The following is a 14,384-nucleotide window of genomic DNA, read 5'->3' as shown; positions in this document are numbered from 1 at the left end:
GTCTGAACCCGACCCATCTCGACGATCCGGATCCCATCGGGCACAGCGCCTGCTTCGTCCGTGTCTGGACGAGTTCATCGGGACGGTGCGGAGGACGTGGATGGCGGAGGCAATCGCCCTGGTCGGGTGCAAGGGGCCGGATCAGGAGGCGGAGTATCTGCGGATCCTGTCGGCGGCCATGCCCGAGGAACAGGTCATCCCGTTCCGGGTGATGGACGATGCGGCCCGGGCGGCGGCGCGCGTCGCCGTCGTGGCCAATCCCGACCCGGCCGAGGTCGCGGCGCTGCCGGGGCTCGTCTGGGTGCAGAGCCTCTGGGCCGGGGTCGAGAAGCTCGTCGGCGCCTTCGACCGGCCGCTGCCGATCGTCCGCCTGGTCGACCGGGAGATGGCCCGCACCATGGCCGAGGCCGTGCTGGCCTGGACCTATTATCTCCAGCGCGACATGCCGGCCTATGCCCGCCAGCAGCGGGATCGGGTCTGGCGCCCCCAGGCCTATCGCAAGCCGTCCGACATGATTGTGGGCCTGCTCGGGCTCGGGGCCCTCGGGGCAGCGGCGGCCGACCGGCTCACCGGGGCGGGTTTCCGCGTCGTCGGCTGGAGCCGCAGCCCGAAGGTCCTGCCTGGAATCGACGCGGTCGCCGGAGCGGACACGCTGCCGGCGATGCTCGGCCGGTGCGACATCCTCGTCTGCCTCGTGCCGCTGACGCCGGAGACGCGGGGGCTGGTGAATGCCGAAACGCTCGCGGCCCTGAAGCCGGGCGCTGCGCTGATCAATTTCGCACGTGGGCCCATCGTCGTGACCGCCGACCTGATCGCCGCCCTCGATTCCGGACACCTCACGCACGCGGTGCTCGACGTCTTCGAGGTCGAGCCCCTGCCGGGGGATTCCCCGCTGTGGTCCCATCCCGGCGTGACGGTGCTGCCGCACATCTCGGGGCCGACCGACATGGATTCGGCGGCCGCCACGGTGGCGGAGAACCTGCGGGCCTTTCGGCGCACCGGTCAGGTGCCGGACGGGGTCGACGCGGCGCGGGGGTATTAGGGCGCCCGCCCCCGCCGCTTCGCCGCGTCATCCCGGGACCGCGCAGCGGCGCCCTGGAATGACGGCGCAGAAAAATGGCCGCGCCCCTCACAGCTTCGGGAATGTCGCCGCGAGGTGGTCGATCAGCACGCGGACGGCGGGCGGCAGCCCGCGCCGCGTCGTGAAGACGATGTGCACGATCCCGGGCTGGCCCTGCCATTCCGGATAGACGGGAACGAGCCGACCGGTGGCGACGGCGTCGGTGCAGGCATGGTCGGGCAGGAACGCGACGCCTAGGCCATCGGCCGCCGCGTCGCAAAGCGCGGCGAAGTCGCTGCAGGTCAGGCGCGGCTCGTGGCGCAGGGTGAAGACGGTGCCATCAGGGTGCTCGAGCCGCCATTCCACCTCGCCCGGATCGTCGCGGGTGCCGAGGGTCGGGACCGCGCCGAGCGCGGCGATTTCGGGAGTGAGGCCGCGCGCGACCTGCGGCGCGGCGACCAGAATCCAGCGCGAGGATCCGAGCGTGCGCATGGTCAGCGACGCATCGCTTGTCAGGTCGCGCCGGACCCGCAGCGCCACGTCGATCCGCTCCTCGATCAGGTCGACGGGACGATCGGTCACCACCAGCTGCAGCCTCACCTTCGGGTAGCGGGCGAGGAATCCGCGGGTGCGCGCGGCGACGATGTCGGTGAGGCCCGTCGGGCAGCTCATGCGGATCCGCCCGTGCGGCTCGGTCTGCGCCTCCGCGACCAGCGCCTCGGCCCGCTCCGCCTCCAGCATCATCGCCCGGCAGCGCTCGTAGAAGCCCTGGCCGACCTCCGTCACGCGGAAGCGGCGGCTCGACCGCTCGATCAGGCGGGCGCCCAGGCGCGCCTCCAGGGCCGCGATGCGGCGGCTGAGCTTCGATTTCGGCTGGTGCAGCGCCCGGCCCGCCGCGGCGAATCCGCCGTGCGCCACGACCTCGGCAAAGTAGACGTAGTCGTTGAGATCGGCGCGTCCCATCGTTCCTCCAGAAGAACGCTGAGTGCCACATTTGCCGACTACCCGCATCATCGTCCCGGCAGCATCTCTCCGACCGGCGGCGCCTGCAGTGCCGATCGACGGAGAACGACGATGACCGGCAGGTTTCAGGACAAGGTTGTGGTGGTGACGGGCGGGTCCAGCGGCATCGGCCTCGCTGCCGCCCAGGCCTTCGCCGGCGAGGGGGCCTCGGTTTTCATCACGGGCCGCCGTCAGGAAGCGCTCGACGCGGCGGTGAAGCAGATCGGCGGCCGGATCACCGGCGTGCGCGGCGACATGGCGAACCTCGCCGACATCGACCGCCTCTACGATGCGGTCCAGCAGAAACACGCGCAGATCGACGTGATCTTCGCCAATGCCGGCGGCGGCTCCTTCGCGCCGCTCGGCGCGATCACCGAGGCGCATTACCAGAGCATCTTCGACACCAACGTGAAGGGCGTTCTCTTCACCGTCCAGAAGGCGTTGCCGCTCCTGCGGGACGGGGCCGCGATCGTGCTCACCGGATCGACGACCGGCAGTTCGGGCACACCGGCCTTCAGCGTCTACTCGGCCACCAAGGCGGCGGTGCGCAACTTCGCCCGGAGCTGGATCCTCGACCTGAAGGACCGGCGCATCCGGGTGAACACGGTCAGCCCGGGCGTCACTGAGACCGCCGGCCTCGACGAGCTCTTCGGCGGCGGCGATCAGGCGGCGGCGACCAAGGATTACCTCGCCGGCCAGATCCCGGCCGGCCGCGTCGGCCGGCCCGAGGAAATCGCCCAGGCGGTGCTTTTCCTCGCTTCCGACGCGGCGAGCTTCGTCAACGGAATCGAGCTGTTCGCCGATGGCGGGCAGGTTCAGATCTGAGGATCCGCGCCGGCCGGGACGCGACACCCGGTCCCGGCTGCCGGGATGAACCCTGGCCGTATCCGGCAGTTTATGGCCCGGCCCTCGATCCCCGCATGTCCGCGGGCGGGCGTCGGGAAGGACGATCAGGGTTCATGGGTTGGCCGCGCCGCATCCTGATCACCGCCGGATCCGTGGTCGTCGCGGCCAGCGTGGCGCTGAGCCTCGGTCGCTTCAGCTACGCGCCGATGCCCGACCGGGCGGAGCTGCTCAACCCGGACCGCTACCCGATCCAGACCGCCTTCGACGTCCTGGGTCGCCGCGTCTCGCGTGCGGAGGCGGACCGGCTGAACGGCACCGAGGCCGGGCGAAGGGAGATCGCGCCGGCCAGCGGCGCCGTGGCGATCGATCCCGCCATGGTCGAGCGCGGGCGGCAGGCCTTCTACCAGGAGACGTTCGGCAACGAGGTCTTCCTGACCGACGTGATGGGAATGCTCGACGGGGGGCTCACACCCACCGCGGTCGCCCTGGCGGTGGCCAAGCTCGGCGGGCAGGGCACCGCCAACCTGCAGGTCGCCATGGCCAAGGACGTGCGCGTCGGCGACCGGCTCTACCGGACAGGCGAGCTGGTCCCCACCGGGCTCGACGTGCCGAAGGGCGGCGCCTTCATCATCGGGATCAAGACCTTCTCTGACCGCGGCCACCTGCGCATGGGGATCACCTGCGCCCTCTGCCACGCCGCGGTCGATCCCGGCACCGGCAAGGTCGTGGAGGGCGCGCCGAACACCGACCTCAATGCCGGTCTGCTGCTGGCGCTCGCGAAGAACGCCTCGGCCTACTTCATGCACGCCAGCGTGCCGGAGGCCGATGCCAGGACCGCGGCCGACCCGCAGCATACCGGCTCGACCACCACGGGGCCGGCACTGCCGGATTCGGCGGCCGTCGAGGCGGCCACCAAGGTCCAGGTGGCGAGCTGGCCCCCGGGCAGCTTCGATTCCTCCGCCGACCGGGTCACCAACCCGACCTCGATCCCGTCGAGCTTCTCCGCCCACGGCGAGCCCTACAGCTGGAGCGGGCGCGAGGCGATCGGGCCGTTCGCGGGCCTGTCCTCGCTCAACAACAACGTCCACGCGGCCAATTCCGACACGACGCAGCTCGCCGCCGCCGCGCCCTGGCTGTTCGGCATGGATCCGGAGACGTATCTCGGTATCGTCCTGCGCGGATCGGCGACGGAGGCGTTCCGCTACCGGCCGGATGGCGGCCTGAGCCCGTCCGCGGTGCTGCGCAGCGTGGACCCGACGCCGGCCTCGCCGGGCCTGAACAGCTACGCGGTGCTGCCGACCTATCCGGCGACCAATTACGTCACCGACAACGGCCTGTTCACCTCGGTGCCCGGAGAGCCGGTCGACCACGCCAACAACGCCATGTCGGCCTTCCAGAATGTGCTGCACCCGCCCGCCGCAGGGCAGGATCCCGACGCGGTGCGCGCCGGCCGCGCGGTGTTCGCGAAGGCCGGCTGCGGGACCTGCCATTCCGGGCCGGCACTCACCAACCACCGGGTCATCCCGGAGGCCGAGATCGGCACCGAGCCGACCCGGGCCCGGGCGGGTAAAAAGATGGAGGCGCGCCTGTCGCCGCCCGCGACCTTCGCCACCGACACGCCGTTCCCGGTCCCGGCCGATCCGGTGATCGTCCCGGTGCCGCTCGCGGGCGACATGCTCGCCGAGGTCCGGCTCGCCTGGGGGCAGGGCGGCACGGAGGGCGGCTACAAGGTTCCGAACCTCGTCGGCCTCGCCTGGACGGCGCCCTACCTGCACGATTCCGGCGTCGCGGTCGGGCCCGATGCGGGCGCGCAGCTCGGCATCCCCGGCACGCTCGACCGGGGCATCGCGCCCGATCCGGCCAACAGCCTGCGCGCCCTGGTGGACCGCGACCTGCGGGCGATGGTGGTCGCCGCCAATGCGACCTCGGATACGGCGCGCACCGCCCGCGTTACCGGCAAGGGGCACGCCTTCTGGGCGGATGCCGGCTCGGGTATCTCGCGCGAGGAGCAGACGGCGCTGATCGCCTACCTGCTCGCGGTCGATCGCCTGACGGAGCCGGCCGCGACGCCCTGACCCCGCCACGCGCGTTCAGGATCCATCATGACGCAGAACAGCAATCCGGTCTGGTTCATCACCGGCTGCTCCACGGGCTTCGGCCGGGAGCTCGCCAAGCTTATCGTCGGGCGCGGCTGGCGGGCTGTCGTGACGGCCCGCGACCGCGCCACGGTCGCCGACCTCGCGCAGGGCGCCGATGACCGGGTTCTGGCCCTGTCCCTCGACGTCACCGAGGCCGATCAGATCGCCGAGGCCGTATGCGCCGCAAAGGACAGATTCGGGCGGATCGACGTGCTGGTGAACAATGCCGGCTACGGCTACCAATCCTCTATCGAAGAGGGCGAGGAGGACAAGATCCGCGCTCAGTTCGACGCCAACGTCTTCGGCCTGTTCGCGCTGACCCGCGCGGTGCTGCCGTTCATGCGGGCGCAGCGCGCCGGCCACATCCTCAACGTCACCTCGGTGGCGGGCTTCGTCGGCTTCCCGGCTTCGGGCTACTACGCGGCGACCAAGCACGCTGTCGAAGGGTTCTCGGACTCCCTCGCCGCGGAAGCCGGGCCGCTCGGGATCCGCGTGACCTGCATCGCACCGGGCCCGTTCCGCACCGACTGGGCCGGGCGCTCCCTGATCCAGACGCCGAACGCGATTCCCGACTACGCCGAGACCGCCGGCGCACGCCTGAAGGCCACGGCGGAGAAGAGCGGCACGCAAGCCGGCGATCCGGTCCGGGCCGGCGAGGCGATGATCCGGGTGACCGAGATGGAGAGCCCGCCCCGCCATCTCGTCCTCGGTGCCTGGGGCTACGAGGCGGTCACGACTCGTCTGAAGCAGCGCCTCGCTGAGATCGAGGCGTGGCGCGAGACCAGCCTGGGTGCCGATTACCCGGAGCCGTGAGGCTCAACGCCCCGCCGTCCTTGCTTCGCTCCGCTCGCACGGACGCGGTTCAGATGACCGCCTCGATCAGGCCGCGCCGCTTCGCCTCCTCGGCCTCGAGGTACCAGTTCGACGGCGCCTTCTCGAGCACCTCGTCGAGGGTCACGTCGGAGCCCTGGATCAGGTTGGCGAAGCCCTCGTTCTGGATCTCGATCGAGCACAGGATCTCGTTCAGCGTCGCCTTCACGGAGGCGATGCAGGTGGTGAGGGGCCCCTCGACATGGAGCTGCTTGTTCATCTTGCGCTCGTGGATCATCAGCCGCGTGCCACTGGTGAGGTAGCGGTTCGGCCGGGCGAAGAAGCTCATGAAGGTCGTGCCGGCCGAGTAGATCGCCGCCTTGCCGAGAAAGACGAACCGCCGCTTCGGATCCATCGCGCTGTTGAAGCGGATGTCCTCGCCCATCATCCGGGCCACCTCCGGATCGCCGCCCAGCGTCGTCAGCTCGACGACGACGATCTCGCGATCCCCCGCCGCGCCGAGCTGACGGCGGAAGTCCTTGTACATGTCGTAGTCGACCGGGCCGGAGAGCAGCACCGCGGGGGCCCGGAAGGCGGTGGGGCCGAGGGGAGTCGTGTCCATGGTTCTCCTGGCCGAATGACCGGCGGTCAGCGCGCCGGGTCGGGGGCACCCTCGCCCTTGCCCACGAAGGGGATGCCCTCGATCGGGCATTCCTCCGTGCCGACGCTCTGACGGGTAATGGCCCGGACGGCGTCGCGGGTTCCGTCGGGATCCTCGATCCAGCGCCGGTAGAAGTCGTAGGGGCATTCCGACATCCCCTGCCGATTCTCCTTCGAGTTGATCATGCCCGTGTAGCCGCGGTGCAGGAGCTTGAAGAGGTGGTTCTCCGACTGGCCGTGGGCGCGGAAATCGCGGATCAGGAACTTCGACAGGGCGGCGTACTGAATGCCCATCTCCTCCTCGCCGCACTCGCCGAGCGTGCGGCCGTCGAAGCCGATGATCGCCGAGTGGCCGAAATACGTGTAGACGCCGTCGAAGCCCGCCGCGTTCGACACGGCCACGTAGACATTGTTGGCGAACGCCATCGCCTTCGAAATGACGACCTGCTGTTCTTTCGCCGGGTACATGTAGCCCTGACAGCGGATGATCAGCTCGGCGCCCCGCATGGCGCAGTCGCGCCAGATCTCGGGATAATTGCCGTCGTCGCAGATGATCAAGCTGATCTTCAGCCCCTTCGGCCCATCCGACACGTAGGTGCGGTCGCCCGGATACCAGCCCTCGATCGGCGTCCAGGGCATGATCTTGCGGTACTTCTGGACGATCTCGCCCTGGTCGTTCATGAGGATCAGGGTGTTGTAGGGGGCCTTGTGCGGGTGCTCCTCGTGGCGCTCGCCGGTGAGTGAGAACACGCCCCAGACCTTGGCCTCCCGGCAGGCCGCCGCGAACACCTCAGTCTCCGCGCCCGGGACCGTCGAGGCGGTCTCGTACATCTCGGCGGCGTCGTACATGATGCCGTGGGTCGAGTATTCGGGGAAGATCACGAGGTCGAGGCCGGGCAGGCCGGTCTTCATCCCGACGATCATCTTGCCGATCGCCTTGGCGTTCTCCAGCACCTCCGCGCGGGTGTGCAGGCGCGGCATCTTGTAGTTCACGACGGCGACGCCGACGCTGTCCTGGCTGGACGAGATGTCTCCGTGCATCATGGCGTGTTGTCCTCCTGACCGTGATCGTCCCTCGAATGCGCGCCTCAGTGGCTGATCATCCAGGGCCGCGCCTTCGGGAAGCTCTTGGCGGCGGCAGGCGCCGCGGTCGCTTTCTTGGGCGTGCAGCAGCCGCAGCCGGCCCCGTGACCGCCCGAGCGCCGGGGCGCGTGGCGGCTGCGCTCGTTCGTGGCGTGGGCGGCCTTCAGCCCCGCATCCATTCCGGAAATCCGCGGCGCGGTCAGGAAGGCCCGCTGGCTCGTCCCTCCGCAATCCGGGCAGGCATGCGGCTCGCGGAACTCCGCCATCGGCCGCATCACCGTGAACGGCCCGCAGGCCTCGCAGGCGTAGTCGTAGACGGGCATGGGGTGCCTCAGAGGAGGAGCCGAATTGCGGTGTTGTCAGGTGAAGCGCGGGCCCCCTCTCCCGTGCGGGAGAGGGGGCAGGTCGCGTCCGGTGAGACCGAGGTGCCCACCGGACGACCGGAGGGTCACAGATCCGGCGAGAGCGGCATCTGGATCGAGCCGTCGAGGAACTTGGTCGGACCGTCGGCGCCGGGGTTAATGTCGAACTCGAAGATCTTGGTCGGGATCCAGAGCGTGGCGCAGGCATTCGGGATGTCGACGACGCCCGAGATGTGGCCCTGGACCGGCGCCGTGCCGAGGATCGAGTAGGCCTGCGCGCCCGAGTAGCCGAACTTCTTCAGGTACTCGATCGCGTTCAGGCAGGCCTGCCGGTAGGCGATGTGGACGTCGAGGTAGTGCTGGCCGCCGCTCTCGTCGACCGAGATGCCCTCGAAGATCAGGTGGTCGTCGTATTTCGGCGTGATCGGCGACGGCTTGAAGATCGGGTTCTTGATCCCGTACTTGGCCATGCCATCCTTGATCAGCTCGACCTTGAGATGCACCCAACCGGCCATCTCGATGGCGCCGCAGAAGGTGATCTCGCCGTCGCCCTGGCTGAAATGCAGGTCGCCCATCGAGAGGCCGGCGCCGGGCACGTAGACCGGGAAGTAGATCTTCGAGCCGCGCGACAGATCCTTGATGTCGCAATTGCCGCCGTGCTCGCGGGGCGGGACCGTGCGGGCACCCGTGGCGGCGGCCGCGTCCTTCGCGTCGCCCTTCAGGCGGCCCATATGGGCCGTCGGCCCGAAGGGGAGTGTGGCCAGTGCCGGCACGCGCTCCGGATCGGTGTCGTAGAGCGCCTTCTCGCGGGTGTTCCAGGTCTCCAGCATCTTCGGATCGGGCAGGCAGCCGATCAGGCCGGGATGGATCAGGCCGGGGAAGCGCACGCCCGGGACGTGGCGGGACTTGGTGAACATACCCTCGAAGTCCCAGATCGACTTCTGGGCCTGCGGGAAGTGCTCGGTGAGGAAGCCGCCGCCGTTCTTCTTCGAGAAGAAGCCGTTGAAGCCCCACTGGCTCTCGGGCTTGGCGCCGATGTCGAGGAGGTCGACCACCAGCAGGTCGCCGGGCTCGGCGCCCTCGACGCCGATGGGACCCGAGAGAAAGTGCACGATCGACAGGTCGATGTCGCGCACGTCGTCGGCGGAATCGTTGTTCTTGATGAAGCCGCCGGTCCAGTCGTAGGTCTCGACGATGAAGTCCGCGCCCGGCTTCACGTAGGCGACCATCGGGATGTCGGGGTGCCAGCGGTTGTGCACCATGTCGTTGTCGTAGGCCGATTGCGTGAGATCGACCTTGATCAGCGTCTCGGGCATCTCGTGTCTCCAGCTCCCTGACTTATCCGGGGCAGGCCCCGTCCGCGCGCCGCTGCGCGTTTCTCACCCGCTCGCGAGCAGCTCTTTCAGCGCGTCGTCGAGGACCTTGATGTCGTCCGGGCTCGTGCCGGGCCCGCCCGCGAAGTGGCCCCACCACGTGTCGATCACGCGCAGCTCCGCGTTCGGCATGGCGGCCGCCTCGATGGCGTTGTCCTCGGGCGGGAAATACAGGTCGGTCGAGGCCGGCATCAGGATCGCCCTGGCGCGGATGGCGCCGAGCGCGGCCTTGAAGTCGCCCTTGAAGGTGTCGTTGGCGCTGATGTCGCCGTGCTGCCACGTCCACAGCATGGCGAGCAGGTTGTTGGCGTCGCGTTCGTAGAACAGGCCTTCCCAGAACCCGATCAGGAAGTCTTCCAGCGAGGCGTAGCCCATATGGGTGATGTCGGCCTCGAGCCGGTAGAAGGTCTGCGACAGGCCCCAGCCGGCGTAGACCCGGCCGAAGGCGCGCAGGCCCCGCGTCGGCGGGCTCGTGTACCAGCCCTCGGCCCAGGCGGCGTCGGCCTGGAGCGCCGCCTTGGCGCCCTCCAGGAAGACGTAATTGTGCCGGGAGCACTTGGCCGAGCCCTGAAACGGCAGGATCCTCGGCACCATGTCGGGGTACATCGACGCCCAGTGGTAGGTCTGGAGCGCGCCCATCGACCAGCCGGTGACCAAGACCAGTTTCTCGATGCCGAAATGCTCGGTGACGAGGCGGTGCTGGGCGCGGACGTTGTCGTAGGCGGTGACGTTGGGGAAGCGCGGCCCGTTCCAGGGCGCGGGCGTGTTGCTCGGCGAGGACGAGAGCCCGTTGCCGAACATGTTCGGGATGATGATGAAGTACTTGTCCGGGTCGAGCGCCTTGCCGGGGCCGATCAGCCATTCGTTCTCGGTGTGCTGGCCCGAGTACCAGGTCGGGTAGACGATGGCGTTGTCCTTGGCGGGGCTCAGCGTACCGAAGGTCTTGAAGGCGAGCTTGGCCGCGCGCAGCGTCTTGCCGCACTGGAGCACGAAGTCGCCGAGCTCGAAGATCTCGTGATCGGCCATGCTGTGCCCCTAGACCGACAGGAACCGGGCGACGGCGGCCTCGTCGATCCCGTCGCGCGGGGCCTCGTGGACGATGGCGCCGTTCTCCAGCACGATCACCCGGTCGGCGACGTCGAGGGCGAAGCTCAGGACCTGCTCGGACACGACGATGGAGAGGCCGCGCTGGTCGCGGATCGCCTTCAGGGTCCGGCCCATCTCGCGGATGATCGAGGGCTGGATGCCCTCGGTGGGCTCGTCGAGGAGCAGCACCTTCGGGCGGCTCGCGAGCGCCCGGGCGATGGCAAGCTGCTGCTGCTGCCCGCCCGAGAGGTTGCCGCCGCGCCTTCCCTTCATCTCCAGCAGGACCGGAAACATGTCGTAGAGGTCCTGCGGCACCTTGCGGGTGCCGGTGACCGTCAGGCCGGTCTCGATGTTCTCCTGGACCGTCATGGTCGAGAAGATCATGCGGCCCTGCGGGACGTAGGCGAGGCCCTTGGCGACCCGGGCGTGACTCTTGAGGGCACCGACATCCGCCCCCTCGACCCGGATCGACCCGGCTTTGACGGGAACGAGCCCCATCAGGGTCTTCATCAGGGTGGTCTTGCCCATGCCGTTGCGGCCCATCACGGCGACGATCTCGCCGGGGGCCACCGAGAAGGTGAGCCCGTGCAGGACCTCGCTCTGGCCGTAGGCGGCGTGCAGGTCCTCCACGGCGAGCGCCGGCGTCGCGGATGGGACCGCGGCGAGCGGGGGCGCCTGGACCAGGGGCGGATGCGCGGTCTGGAGCGACGCCATCGTCAATGTCCCAAATACACTTCGATGACCTTCGGGTCGTTCTTGACCCGCTCCATCGACCCTTCGGAGAGCACCTTGCCCTGGTGCAGGACCGTCACCCGGTGGGCGATGTCCTCGACGAACTTCATGTCGTGCTCGATCACCAGCACCGAGCGGCCCTTGATGATCTGGTTGAGGAGCTCCGCGGTCTTGATCCGCTCGCCGACGCTCATCCCGGCCACCGGCTCGTCGAGCATCAGGAGTTCCGGGTCCTGGATCAGCAGCATGCCGATCTCCAGCCACTGCTTCTGGCCGTGGCTCAGGAACTCGGCCCGCTCCTTCAGCTGGTCCTTCAGGAAGATCGTCTCGGCGATGGCGTGGATGCGGTCGCGGACCTCCGCATCCCGCTTGAACGTGAGGGCGCCGAAGACCGAGCGGCCGCGGGGAAACGAGATCTCCAGATTCTCGAACACCGTCAGGTCGTCGTAGATCGACGGCGTCTGGAACTTGCGGCCGACGCCGGCCTGCACGATGGCGCTCTCGGAGAGCTTGGTCAGCTCCTGGCCTTTGTACTTGATCGAGCCGGCGCTGGCCTTGGTGCGCCCGCAGATCAGGTCGAGCACGGTGGTCTTGCCGGCGCCGTTCGGGCCGATGATCACCCGGATCTCGTCCGGATCGACGTAGAACGACACGTCGTTCACCGCCTTGAACCCGTCGAACGAGACCGTGAGCGCCTCGACGGCCAGGAGGTAGTCGGGCGGCGCGGCCTCGGCGCCGACCACGGGGGAGGAGAGGATCGCGGCGTTCATGGACGGACTCACTCGGCCGGGGCGCCGTGGGGCGGGGCGATGGCGGGTTCGGGCGCCCGCAGGCTCTTGGCGCGGCGGGTGAGGCGGGGCTCGATGTGCTCCCGCCAGATCCCGGCGAGGCCGTTCGGGAAGGCCAGGACGACCGCGATGAACAGGGCGCCGAGGCCGAACAGCCAGAGGTCGGGGAAGCTCTCGGAGAAGCTGGTCTTGGCCCAGTTGACCAAGAGCGTGCCCCAGACGGCGCCGAACAGGGACAGGCGCCCGCCGACCGCGGCGTAGATCACCATCTCGATCGAGGGGACGATGCCCACGAAGGAGGGCGACATGAACCCGACCTGCAGGGTGAACATCGCGCCGCCGATCGCCGCCAGTCCGGCAGCGAAGCAGAAGGCGAAGACCTTGAACCCCGCCACCGAGTAGCCGGAGAAGCGGACCCGGTCCTCCTTGTCGCGCATGGCGACGAGGATGCGGCCGAGCTTCGACTTCTTCACGTACTGCGCCGCCAGGATGCAGGCGATCAGCAGGCCGCCGTTGACGAAGTACAGGATGACCTTCGCGTGGTCGGTGCGGATGTCCCAGCCGTGGAGGGTGCGCAGGTCGGTGATGCCGTTGATGCCGCCGGTGTAGCCCTGCTGGCCGACGATCAGGATGGTCAGGATCGCGGCGATCGCCTGGGTGATGATCGCGAAGTAGGTGCCGCCGACCCGGCGCTTGAACATCGCGAAGGAGATCAGCATCGCGAACAGGACCGGGACGGCGACCGCCAGGATCAGCGTCAACGGCAGGCTCTTGAACGGCTGCCAGAACCAGGGGAGGGCGGTGATCTGGTTCCAGTCCATGAAGTCCGGGATGCCGGGCGTGGACTGGATCTTGGTGTTCTCGATGCTCGAAGCCTCCAGCTTCAAGTACATCGCCATGCAGTAGCCGCCCAATCCGAAAAAAACGCCCTGTCCGAGGGACAGGATGCCCGCGTAGCCCCAGCAGATCACCAGCCCGAGGGCGACGAACGCGTAGGTGAGGTACTTGCCGACGAGGTTGAGGCGGAATCCGTCGAGCATCAGCGGCAGGACGACCAGGATCACCCCGGCGAGGAGGAAGAGGCTCAGCCACTCCACCGGCTTCATGAACGGGTTGTCGTTGACGGTGACGGATTTGGTGAGGGTCTGGACCGGGTTCGTCATCGGGAGAAAATCCTCAGCGCCGGACCTTGAGGGTGAAGAGGCCCTGGGGCCTCAGCATCAGGATGCCGACCACCGCGAGCAGGGTGATCACCTTGGCCATCGAGCCGGAGAGGAAGAATTCCAGGGTCGACTGGGTCTGGGAGATCGAGAAGGCCGACGCGATGGTGCCCAAGAGGCTCGCGGCGCCGCCGAACACGACGATCAGGAACGTGTCGACGATATAGAGCTGGCCCGAGGTCGGTCCGGTCGAGCCGATCATCGTGAAGGCCGAGCCGGCGATCCCGGCGATGCCGCAGCCGAGGCCGAACGTGTAGCGGTCGACCTTCTCGGTATCGATGCCCACCGCCCCCGCCATGGCGCGGTTCGACATCACGGCGCGGACCTGCTGGCCGAAGCGCGAGCGGAAGATCAGCAGCGCGACGCAGACCGTGATCAGGATCGTGACGGCCATGACGAACAGGCCGTTGATCGGGATCTCGATCGTGTCGGTGACCTGCACCGAGCCGATCAGCCAGGACGGAAGCTCGACGCCGACCTCACGGGCGCCGAAGATCGACCGGTAGGCCTGCTGGAGGATCAGCGACAGGCCCCAGGTGGCGAGCAGGGTGTCGAGCGGCCGCTTGTAGAGGAACCGGATCAGGCCCCATTCCACCAGCATTCCCAAGGCCCCGGAGGCGAGGAACGCCAGGCCCATCGCGATGAAGAAGTAGATCGGGAAGAGCGCCGGCAGGTAGGTCTGGAAGAAGGTCGAGCAGAGATAGGTGACGTAGGCGCCGAGGATCATGAACTCCCCGTGGGCCATGTTGATCACGCCCATCTGGCCGAAGATGATCGCGAGCCCGAGCGCCATCAGCAGGTAGACGGAGAACAGGATCAGGCCGGCAAAGCCCTGCATGGCGAAGATCGCGCCGAGGTCGCCGAGGGAATAGTCGCCGAGCATGATTTCGGTCTTCCGCTGCAGATCGGGGCGGAGGGCGAGTGTCCTCCGCGCGGATTGTTCGGTGCCGGTTCTGAAGTCCGCGACGCGCCCCCTCTCCCCTGCGGGAGTGGGTTGGGGTGAGGGGTGCGGTCTCTCCGGAAAGTTCTCGTCCCTCACCCTGTCCCTCTCCCGCACGGGAGAGGGAACCCGCGCTTGATCCGCCGAGCGGCGCGGATCGGTCTCTGGCCGGGGATTACTGATATCCCTTCGGGAACGGGTCGGGCTTGATCAGCTCGGGGCTGGTGTAGACGATCTCGAACTGGCCGTCGGTCTTGGCCTTGCCGACCCGGGTCTTCGACCAG

General features: G+C 68.6%; 15 protein-coding genes. 4 read left to right on the top strand and 11 right to left on the bottom strand.

The window, feature by feature from the left end; translation table 11 throughout:
• Positions 1-100: 100 nt before the first annotated feature.
• Entirely contained in the window at positions 101-1,042 is a 942-nt protein-coding gene (locus CIW48_RS30280) for a glyoxylate/hydroxypyruvate reductase A (protein WP_149314107.1), read from the top strand.
• Positions 1,043-1,129: 87 nt separating this feature from the next.
• Here the strand turns inward: CIW48_RS30280 and CIW48_RS30275 are convergent, their stop codons facing one another.
• Positions 1,130-2,023 (bottom strand): LysR substrate-binding domain-containing protein, encoded by an 894-nt coding sequence (locus tag CIW48_RS30275; RefSeq protein WP_149314106.1) that lies wholly within the window; start codon positions 2,021-2,023, stop codon positions 1,130-1,132.
• Positions 2,024-2,134: 111 nt separating this feature from the next.
• Between CIW48_RS30275 and CIW48_RS30270 the strand changes: the two genes are divergently transcribed.
• The 3 genes from CIW48_RS30270 (at position 2,135) to CIW48_RS30260 (ending at position 5,859) form a co-directional block, all read left to right on the top strand.
• Entirely contained in the window at positions 2,135-2,887 is a 753-nt protein-coding gene (locus CIW48_RS30270) for an SDR family oxidoreductase (protein ID WP_149314105.1), read from the top strand.
• A gap of 134 nt (positions 2,888-3,021) precedes the next feature.
• On the top strand, positions 3,022-4,983 hold the full coding sequence (locus CIW48_RS30265; RefSeq protein WP_149314104.1) for a cytochrome C oxidase Cbb3: 1,962 nt from the start codon (positions 3,022-3,024) through the stop codon (positions 4,981-4,983).
• Positions 4,984-5,010: 27 nt separating this feature from the next.
• Positions 5,011-5,859, top strand: coding sequence for an oxidoreductase (locus tag CIW48_RS30260; protein WP_149314103.1), 849 nt, complete (start codon positions 5,011-5,013; stop codon positions 5,857-5,859).
• A gap of 49 nt (positions 5,860-5,908) precedes the next feature.
• On the opposite strand, the gene CIW48_RS30255 is transcribed toward CIW48_RS30260, so the two are convergent.
• The 10 genes from CIW48_RS30255 to CIW48_RS30210 all read right to left on the bottom strand — a co-directional run.
• Positions 5,909-6,478, bottom strand: coding sequence for an ATP-dependent Clp protease proteolytic subunit (locus CIW48_RS30255; RefSeq protein WP_149314102.1), 570 nt, complete (start codon positions 6,476-6,478; stop codon positions 5,909-5,911).
• A gap of 26 nt (positions 6,479-6,504) precedes the next feature.
• Positions 6,505-7,560 (bottom strand): aliphatic amidase, encoded by a 1,056-nt coding sequence (locus CIW48_RS30250; protein ID WP_149314101.1) that lies wholly within the window; start codon positions 7,558-7,560, stop codon positions 6,505-6,507.
• A 44-nt stretch (positions 7,561-7,604) separates the two neighbouring features.
• Positions 7,605-7,922, bottom strand: a complete 318-nt coding sequence (locus CIW48_RS30245) for a zinc ribbon domain-containing protein (protein WP_149314100.1) — start codon at positions 7,920-7,922, stop codon at positions 7,605-7,607.
• Between the two features lie 125 nt (positions 7,923-8,047).
• Complete coding sequence (gene fmdA, locus CIW48_RS30240) at positions 8,048-9,277, bottom strand: formamidase (RefSeq protein WP_012322394.1); 1,230 nt, start codon at positions 9,275-9,277, stop codon at positions 8,048-8,050.
• Positions 9,278-9,340: 63 nt separating this feature from the next.
• A complete protein-coding gene (locus CIW48_RS30235) occupies positions 9,341-10,360 on the bottom strand; it encodes an alpha/beta fold hydrolase (protein WP_149314099.1) in 1,020 nt (339 codons plus the stop codon).
• Positions 10,361-10,369: 9 nt separating this feature from the next.
• Complete coding sequence (gene urtE, locus CIW48_RS30230) at positions 10,370-11,134, bottom strand: urea ABC transporter ATP-binding subunit UrtE (protein ID WP_246695491.1); 765 nt, start codon at positions 11,132-11,134, stop codon at positions 10,370-10,372.
• 2 nt (positions 11,135-11,136) lie between these two features.
• Positions 11,137-11,922 (bottom strand): urea ABC transporter ATP-binding protein UrtD, encoded by a 786-nt coding sequence (gene urtD / locus CIW48_RS30225; protein WP_149314098.1) that lies wholly within the window; start codon positions 11,920-11,922, stop codon positions 11,137-11,139.
• Between the two features lie 8 nt (positions 11,923-11,930).
• Complete coding sequence (gene urtC / locus CIW48_RS30220) at positions 11,931-13,103, bottom strand: urea ABC transporter permease subunit UrtC (RefSeq protein ID WP_149314097.1); 1,173 nt, start codon at positions 13,101-13,103, stop codon at positions 11,931-11,933.
• A gap of 13 nt (positions 13,104-13,116) precedes the next feature.
• The gene (gene urtB / locus CIW48_RS30215; RefSeq protein WP_149314096.1) at positions 13,117-14,043 is read right to left on the bottom strand and encodes an urea ABC transporter permease subunit UrtB; all 927 of its coding nucleotides are present in this window, start codon (positions 14,041-14,043) and stop codon (positions 13,117-13,119) included.
• Positions 14,044-14,275: 232 nt separating this feature from the next.
• The coding region (locus CIW48_RS30210) for a transporter substrate-binding protein (RefSeq protein WP_149311123.1) at positions 14,276-14,384 on the bottom strand (109 nt) is incomplete at its 5' end.

It is taken from the genome of Methylobacterium sp. P1-11, assembly GCF_008329595.1.
GTDB lineage: Bacteria > Pseudomonadota > Alphaproteobacteria > Rhizobiales > Beijerinckiaceae > Methylobacterium.
Note: the sequence above shows the minus strand (reverse complement) of the source record. Positions and strands in the feature narration are given on the sequence as shown.

Bases quoted from the DNA above. Each gene is read 5' to 3' on its own strand.
- CIW48_RS30275 (WP_149314106.1), bottom strand. From the start codon at position 2,023: ATGGGACGCGCCGATCTCAACGACTACGTCTACTTTGCCGAGGTCGTG.
- fmdA (WP_012322394.1), bottom strand. From the start codon at position 9,277: ATGCCCGAGACGCTGATCAAGGTCGATCTCACGCAATCGGCCTACGAC.
- CIW48_RS30245 (WP_149314100.1), bottom strand. From the start codon at position 7,922: ATGCCCGTCTACGACTACGCCTGCGAGGCCTGCGGGCCGTTCACGGTG.
- urtE (WP_246695491.1), bottom strand. From the start codon at position 11,134: ATGGCGTCGCTCCAGACCGCGCATCCGCCCCTGGTCCAGGCGCCCCCG.
- CIW48_RS30235 (WP_149314099.1), bottom strand. From the start codon at position 10,360: ATGGCCGATCACGAGATCTTCGAGCTCGGCGACTTCGTGCTCCAGTGC.
- urtD (WP_149314098.1), bottom strand. From the start codon at position 11,922: ATGAACGCCGCGATCCTCTCCTCCCCCGTGGTCGGCGCCGAGGCCGCG.
- CIW48_RS30280 (WP_149314107.1), top strand. From the start codon at position 101: ATGGCGGAGGCAATCGCCCTGGTCGGGTGCAAGGGGCCGGATCAGGAG.
- CIW48_RS30270 (WP_149314105.1), top strand. From the start codon at position 2,135: ATGACCGGCAGGTTTCAGGACAAGGTTGTGGTGGTGACGGGCGGGTCC.
- CIW48_RS30250 (WP_149314101.1), bottom strand. From the start codon at position 7,560: ATGATGCACGGAGACATCTCGTCCAGCCAGGACAGCGTCGGCGTCGCC.
- CIW48_RS30260 (WP_149314103.1), top strand. From the start codon at position 5,011: ATGACGCAGAACAGCAATCCGGTCTGGTTCATCACCGGCTGCTCCACG.
- urtC (WP_149314097.1), bottom strand. From the start codon at position 13,103: ATGACGAACCCGGTCCAGACCCTCACCAAATCCGTCACCGTCAACGAC.
- CIW48_RS30265 (WP_149314104.1), top strand. From the start codon at position 3,022: ATGGGTTGGCCGCGCCGCATCCTGATCACCGCCGGATCCGTGGTCGTC.
- CIW48_RS30255 (WP_149314102.1), bottom strand. From the start codon at position 6,478: ATGGACACGACTCCCCTCGGCCCCACCGCCTTCCGGGCCCCCGCGGTG.
- urtB (WP_149314096.1), bottom strand. From the start codon at position 14,043: ATGCTCGGCGACTATTCCCTCGGCGACCTCGGCGCGATCTTCGCCATG.